The organism is Micromonospora sp. NPDC005215, assembly GCF_040607915.1.
Taxonomy (GTDB): Bacteria; Actinomycetota; Actinomycetes; order Mycobacteriales; family Micromonosporaceae; genus Micromonospora.
The window spans coordinates 98097-104524 of the sequence record NZ_JBEXHQ010000025.1 but is presented as its reverse complement, the minus strand read 5'-3'; the positions used below and the strand labels follow the sequence as shown (position 1 = coordinate 104524).

Annotated in this window: 8 protein-coding genes and 2 pseudogenes; 4 read left to right on the top strand and 6 right to left on the bottom strand. The window is 72.5% G+C overall.

What is annotated here, in order from left to right; translation table 11 throughout:
- A pseudogene (locus tag ABZU25_RS19800) lies at nt 1-531 on the top strand (hypothetical protein); the annotation flags it as partial.
- 62 nt (nt 532-593) lie between these two features.
- Here the strand turns inward: ABZU25_RS19800 and ABZU25_RS19795 are convergent.
- On the bottom strand, nt 594-1568 hold the full coding sequence (locus ABZU25_RS19795) for a DUF559 domain-containing protein (protein WP_355030806.1): 975 nt from the start codon (nt 1566-1568) through the stop codon (nt 594-596).
- A gap of 81 nt (nt 1569-1649) precedes the next feature.
- Nucleotides 1650-1924 (bottom strand): annotated as a pseudogene (locus ABZU25_RS19790) (hypothetical protein); the annotation flags it as partial.
- Between ABZU25_RS19790 and ABZU25_RS19785 the strand changes: the two are divergent.
- From ABZU25_RS19785 to ABZU25_RS19775, 3 genes are all read left to right on the top strand, one after another.
- Nucleotides 1890-2162, top strand: coding sequence for a Scr1 family TA system antitoxin-like transcriptional regulator (locus tag ABZU25_RS19785; protein WP_355030805.1), 273 nt, complete (start codon nt 1890-1892; stop codon nt 2160-2162). The pseudogene ABZU25_RS19790 and the gene ABZU25_RS19785 sit on opposite strands and share 35 nt — an antisense overlap.
- A complete protein-coding gene (locus ABZU25_RS19780; RefSeq protein WP_355030804.1) occupies nt 2153-2341 on the top strand; it encodes a DUF397 domain-containing protein in 189 nt (62 codons plus the stop codon). The genes ABZU25_RS19785 and ABZU25_RS19780 overlap by 10 nt, the downstream gene beginning before the upstream one ends.
- A 129-nt stretch (nt 2342-2470) precedes the next feature.
- Entirely contained in the window at nt 2471-3550 is a 1080-nt protein-coding gene (locus ABZU25_RS19775; protein WP_355030816.1) for an AI-2E family transporter, read from the top strand.
- 4 nt (nt 3551-3554) lie between these two features.
- Here the strand turns inward: ABZU25_RS19775 and ABZU25_RS19770 are convergent, their stop codons facing one another.
- The 4 genes from ABZU25_RS19770 to ABZU25_RS19755 form a co-directional block, all read right to left on the bottom strand.
- A complete protein-coding gene (locus ABZU25_RS19770) occupies nt 3555-4352 on the bottom strand; it encodes an alpha/beta hydrolase (protein WP_355030803.1) in 798 nt (265 codons plus the stop codon).
- 122 nt (nt 4353-4474) lie between these two features.
- Entirely contained in the window at nt 4475-4804 is a 330-nt protein-coding gene (locus tag ABZU25_RS19765; RefSeq protein WP_238670517.1) for a hypothetical protein, read from the bottom strand.
- 38 nt (nt 4805-4842) lie between these two features.
- A complete protein-coding gene (locus tag ABZU25_RS19760) occupies nt 4843-5904 on the bottom strand; it encodes a hypothetical protein (protein WP_355030802.1) in 1062 nt (353 codons plus the stop codon).
- Nucleotides 5901-6395, bottom strand: a complete 495-nt coding sequence (locus tag ABZU25_RS19755) for a SigE family RNA polymerase sigma factor (protein WP_355030801.1) — start codon at nt 6393-6395, stop codon at nt 5901-5903. Before ABZU25_RS19755 ends, ABZU25_RS19760 begins: the two co-directional genes overlap by 4 nt.
- Between the last annotated feature and the right edge of the window lie 33 nt (nt 6396-6428).

The window sequence follows — 6428 nt, the reverse complement described above, 5'->3', positions numbered from 1 at the left end:
ACGCCCACCGACGCCGGCACGACGACCGGGACCGGCACGACGACCACCGACGCCGGCACGACGACCGGGACCGGCACGACGACCACCGACGCCGGCACGACGACCGGGACCGGCACGACGACCACCGACGCCGGCACGGCGACCGGGTCCGGCACGACGACCACCGACGCGGGCACGACGACCGGGACCGGCACGACGACCACCGACGCGGGTACATCGACCGGGTCGGGTGCGGCCACCGGCCTGAAGGCCGAGCCCGCCGACACCCGGCAGCCGGTGAACGCCGGGGCCGAGGGTGCCGAGCAGTCCACCACCCGGCCAGTGGCCGAGCCGGTGACCACCGTCGACGGAGGCGCGGCCAGCGCCGGAGTGGACGGGGAGCCGACCGTGGCCGCCGTTCCGGGCGAGGGTGGCCGGGGCGCCAAGCCGACCAAGATCACCAGCACCGGTGAGAACGGCAAGCGACCCAGCAAGCCGACCACCGACGAGCGCAGCGCCAAGCCCAGCAAGGTCACCATCGAGAAGGATTGACGGGTACGAGCGTCGAGATCTTGGACAGTTTCCGTTATCGCGTAACGGAAACTGTCCAAGATCTATTTGTGCGTCGGGTGGCGCTGGGATTGAGTGGGGGTCCAGCCGGCGGCGACGAGGGCCTGCCGGACTGTGTCGGCGACCTCGTCGGGGCGGGCGCGGACCAGCCAGGCCGGAAAGCGCAGGATCCGGTCGCCGCTGGTCCACACGTCGTTCTGCCGGCGCATGTCGTCCGCCCATTGCCGGGCGTCCATGTGGTGCGCGCCGTCGATCTCGACCTGCACCCGCCACTGTCGCCAGTACGCGTCCAGCCAGCGGTTGCGGCCCGCCGCGTCGACCCGATGTTCCTGAAGGTCGGGGACGGGCAGCCGATGCCGGCGACAGAGGCGCAGGAAGTCGATCTCGGAGAGCGCCTGCGCGCCGCCGGCGATGTCACCGACGGTCTGGTGGATCAGGTGCCGGCGGGGCGCTCGGGGGCGAACGTCGAGCACCGTCTGCAACTCCTCGGGGAGCACCCGCCGCTGCTGACAACCGGCCGCCAGCACCCCCTGCGCCTCCTCCACACTGCCTGCCCATCCCGCCGCGTCGATGAGTGCTCTGGCCGTGGTGGTGCGCGGTGGACGGGCGAGTTGCCGGTGCGAGTCCGGTAGCACCGACGTGCGATGTACCAGCACCGCGGGCATGTCGATCGGGAGGCGCCGCAAAGAGGTCCGCGCGCCACGGCGGGCGGCCGGCACCAGCACGTGCAGTGGCTCGCGGCGCAGCCCTCGTACCCCGGCTTCGGTGGCGGCGGTTACCCCGGCCAGCATCGCACCCGGTCCGGCTGCCAGCACCGCGACCCAGAGCTGTTGGTCGCGGCTCAGGCGACCGTTGCCGGTCAGCAGGATCCCGCGGCAGATCGACCGCCACCGGCCGGAGCGGATTCGTCCACGCACCGTCCCCTCGCTGAGCAGGCTGGAGACCTGCGCGGTCGTCAGCACGCCCGCCTGCTCGAAGGCGAGCCAGTCCAGTGCGTCGGCGTCGTCGGCGGGCAGCATCCGAACAGCTTTCACCGCCGCGAAGCCACCACACCACCAGATCTTGGACAGTTTCCGTCAAGCCCGCGTGACGGAAAGTGTTCAAGATCTGCGCGTCGTCCGGGTCCAGGGCTCGTCCGGGTCGATGTTCGGACGGTGGAACGGGCCCCACGCCACGAAGCGCTCGAACAGCCGGCCCGTCGTGGGGATTGAGCTGGTCCGCTTCGTGGTAGAGCCCGGCGAGGTGGACGGTCAGCGCGCCGGTCCGTGTCGAACCCCGCCTTGAGCAGCAGCCGGGCGTCCGCACAGGACCAGGGCAGACCGTCGGCCCGGCAGCACCACGTGGGTCGCAGCGGGGTGTGCGGCGTTCGCGCGCCGCAGGGTGTCCCCGCCGAGGCCGGGTTGCACGTCGGGCTGTCGGGTCCGTTCCACCTCGCCGGAGGCGCGGACGTCGGCTGCGTCGGGCACGTGGAACACCAGATTGACGGCCTTGTGGTCGACAGCGACCAGGAAGTGGCTACGCTGCTGGCGCACTGGGAGATGATCAGAAACAGTGCGCTGCCCCGCCAGCAGTCGATCGAGCTGATGAAGGAAGTTGTGACGTCATGGACCTGACCGGTGCACGCTGGCGCACGTTCACCCGTAGCGGTAACAGTGAGTGTGTCGAGGTGGCGGACAATCTGCCCGGACTGGTGAGGGTGCGGGACAGCAAGGACCGGCCCGGCCCGGTGCTGGTCTTCGCGCCGGCCGCGTCGCGGGCGTTCGTGGCCGCCGCCCGTCGTCCCACCGCCTGAGCCGGGAGGTCCCTGGTGCCACAGCACGACCCGTCCGGCGACGACACCGAGGTGACCCCCGGTCCCCTGCCCGCAGAGACGCCACCGCCAGCAGAGACGCCACCGCCGGTGCCGGTTCCCGCTCCGGGAATCGACCCGGACGAGCCGCCGGCGGTCCCGTCCGGAAAGTTCGGCACCCCGGGGCGTCCGCTGCGCCGCAGCAGTTTCCTGATCGGGTTCACCGGGGCGCTGGGCGTGCTGCTGGCGTACACCCTCTATCTGGGGATTCGCAATGCCGGCGGCATCCTTGTGCTTGTGGTGATCGCGCTCTTCCTGGCGGTCGGCCTCAACCCGGCGGTGGTCCGGCTACGCCGCTGGGGCGTGCCGCACGGCCTGGCGGTGGCGGCTGTCGCGTTGACAGTGGTGCTGCTGCTCTGCGGCGGCGTGGTCGCGCTGGTCCCGCCGATCGTGACGCAGTCGGGGCAGTTCATCGACCAGATCCCGAACCTGCTCGACGAGCTGCGCCGCAATCCGACGGTCAATGACCTGGTGGAGCGGTACGACGTGGTGGAGCGCGTGCAGGGCGCGGCCAACGCGGAGACCGTCGGCCGGGCGCTCGGCGGGGTGCTGGGCGGCGCGCAACTGATCTTCGGCACGGTGTTCCGGACGTTGACCGTGCTGGTGCTGACCATCTACTTCCTGGCCTACTTCAACAAGCTGCGCGCTCTGGGCTACTCGTTGGTGCCCCGGTCGCGGCGGGAGCGGGTGCAGCTGATCGGCGACGAGATCCTGGCCAAGGTCGGGGCCTACATGGTCGGCGCGCTGAGCATCGCGGTGCTGGCCGGCGCGACCACGTTCGTCTTCGCGCTGATCGTCGGGCTGCCGTACCCGTTCGCGCTGGCAGTGGTGGTGGCGGTGACCGACCTGATCCCGCAGATCGGCGCCACCCTGGGGGCGGTGATCGTGAGCCTGGTCGGCTTCGCCACCGACCTGCCCACCGGCATCGCCTGTGCGGTCTTCTTCCTCGTCTACCAGCAGGTGGAGAACTACCTGATCTACCCGAAGGTGATGCGGCGCTCGGTGGAGGTCAACGAGGTGGCCGCCCTGCTGGCCGCGCTGCTCGGCGTGGCCCTGCTGGGCGTGGTGGGCGCGCTGATCGCGATCCCCACGGTGGCAGCGCTGCAACTGATCCTGCGCGAGGTGGTGCTGCCCCGCCAGGAGAGAGGGTGACCGGTCAGTCGCCCGGCTGCGGCACGGGCGTGTCCGCGAACGAGGCCACCGTCCGGTCGGCGTACGCGCTGACGTCGCCGGCCTCCACCGGGCCGTCCCAGGTCGTCGGCAGCGGCACCTCGACGGCCGGGTTGACCCGCCGGACGATCTCGTCGAGCACCGTCTCCGCGTCGCCCACCCAGAGGTGCTTGGCGCCCGGCACCCCGACCACCTCGGCCTGCGGCACGGCGGCGAACCGCTCCCGCGCCTCGGCCGGCCGCAGGTAGTCGTCGAACTCGGGCACCAGCGCCGTCAGCGGCCGACCCGAGGCGGCCCAGGTGGCCAGGTCCGCAGGTGTCGAGAAGCGCAGCGGCGGGGAGAGCAGGATCGCCCCGGCGACCGCCGGGTCACAGCCGTACTTCAGGGTCAGGTCGGTGCCGAACGACCAGCCGACGAGCCAGATGTTGGGCAACTCCGCGAACTCCGCGTACTCGATGGCGGCGGCCACGTCGTACCGCTCCCCCACCGCGCCGTCGAACGCTCCCTCGCTGGTGCCGCGCAGGCTGCTGGTGCCCCGGGTGTTGAACCGCAGCACGGCCAGGTCGGCCAGGGCCGGCAACCGCCAGGCCGCCTTACGGAAGACGTGGCTGTCCATCATTCCGCCGTGGGTGGGCAGCGGGTGCAGGCAGACCAGGGTGGCCACCGGCGGCCGGTCGGCCGGCAGGGCCAGCTCGCCGACCAGCCGCAGACCGTCGGCGGTGTGCAGCTCGATGTCCTCCCGGCGGCCGGGCAGGATCGACGACGCGCGGATCGCTGTGCTCACCGCCCAAGTGTGTCGTGAAGTCACCGCCGCCGCCCGCCCAGGCACGAACGGCGTGATCCAGGTCGCTGAGCCGCGGCGCGCGGGCCGCCCAGCCGTGGCGAGCGGCACCCCGGCCGGGCCGGTCAGTAGCGCGGGCTGCCCCGGCCGCGTTGCACCGCCGGGCCGCGCCGGTCCCGGGCTCGCCAGCAGCCGCTGTGCCAGTGCCGCCGGTCGGTCAGGTCACCCAGGCCGTCGGCCGGCCAGGCCACCAGGTGCGCCACCCCGGGTCGGATCTCCTGGTTACAGCCTGGGCAACGGTACGTCTTGACGGACGCCCCAGCGCCGATCCCGCGTACCTGCCAGGCGCCGTCGGTCCACTGCTGCACCGAGGCGACACCCTGCCGGACGCGGTCGGCGTCCAGGTTGGCGTTTTCGTCCCGGCGAGGGCGATTGCGACGGGGGCTCACAGTCACCAAGCGTACGGTCCGTCTGGTGGCGCGGCCCCGCTCGGTCACCAGGTCGCGGGCTGGTCCAGCGACTCGGCGACCTGCGCGCCGCCCAGCACCGTTGCCGCGTCCTCCTCGTCGTGTCCCCGCCCCGGCTGGGCAGAGCCCGCGGTCAGGTGGGCCTTGGGAAAGCCGAGCAGCTCCAGGGCTCCACTCTGGCGATCGAAGTATGCGGGTCTGCCACCGATCGTCCGATTTCCCTCGGTGCGGATGCCGGCGATGCTGGCCGCGTACTGCAACTGGACCTGAATGGCGTCCGGGGTGCTTCCGGAGACCGTCATCACCACGCCGAACGCCGCCGGGAACGGTGCCACAGTCATCTCGCACCTGATGAGCTGCGTGCCTACCGGCAGCGCGGTGAGTCGCAGCGGGCCACCGCATCGGTGCGCCTGGTCGAGGCGCAACGCGGCGGCCACGTCGAACAGTGCCCGCTCGTCCGGGCCGCTGCCGCTGGCGCGCGCGTACACCCCGGGGGCGGGCTGCCAGTGCCGCAGCCAGGCCAGGACGCCGTAGGGACCCTCGGCGTGCGACACCGACCCGTCGAAGACGCCGTCCCTGATCAGCTCGGGCACCAGCGCCGGCAGGCCCTGCGCGCGCATGGGCAGGGCGTCCGCGGACGCGGCCAGCTCCACGGTGACGGTGCGCCCGCCGACGTCGAGCCGCGCCATCTCGACGCCGCCCTGCACCGACCAGGAGAGGTATCGGGGTCCGTCCGGCGCGAACCCGAAGTGCAGCACGTTCGGGTCCGCGCCGACCAGATCGGGTCGGGCGGCCGCGCCCGGTACGCCGTCGAGCCGGGGCGGTGTCGCGGCCCCCACGGCGCCACCCGGCCGGCCCAGCCCGGGAATGACGACGTCCGGTCCGGAGCCGGAGAGCTGCACCGGACCGATGGCCACGCCCGCGCCGAACACGGCCACCACCCCCAGCACCGTGCCGGCGGTGGTACGTCGGCGGCGGATCCGCGCCCGGCCCCGGGACACCGCGACGGCAAGCAGCCGGTCGGTGTCCACGCTGCCCTCGGCGCGCTCGCGCAGCGTCTGATCGATCCGCTGGTCGAGGTCTGTCACGGTCGGCTCCCGTTCGTGGCCGGGGCGCCGCAGCGCTCCCGGAGGTTGGCGAGCGCCCGCATCGCGTGGGTACGGACGGTGACCGGCGAACAGTCCAGGATCTGGGCGATCGTCGTGTCGTCGAGGTCCTCGTAGTAGCGCAGCACCAGCACCGCCCGCTGGCGGTCGGGCAGGCCGAGGATCAGTCGCCACATCTCGTCCCGGTCGGCCGCTTCGCCGCCGAGGTCGCCGCGCTGCGCCCGCTCGGCGAAGGAGTCGACGACCAGCTCCCGGCTGGACCGGCGTCGCCACCAGGAGTGGTTGGCGTTGACGAGCATCCGGCGCACGTACACGTCGGGCCGATCGACGCGGGCGATCCTGCGCCAGTGCACGTACGCCTGGGACAGCACCTCCTGGGTGAGGTCCTCGGCCCGGTGTTCGTCACCGGTCAGCAGCCGGGCGAGCCGGACCAACGCCGGTCCCCGGCTGCTGACGTACTCCTCGAAGGTCACACCCTGCAGACGCAGCCGGCACCCCGCGGCGTT

Coding starts and splice junctions, on each gene's coding strand:
- ABZU25_RS19795 (WP_355030806.1), bottom strand. CDS start 1,568: ATGCTGCCCGCCGACGACGCCGACGCACTGGACTGGCTCGCCTTCGAG.
- ABZU25_RS19780 (WP_355030804.1), top strand. CDS start 2,153: ATGGACCTGACCGGTGCACGCTGGCGCACGTTCACCCGTAGCGGTAAC.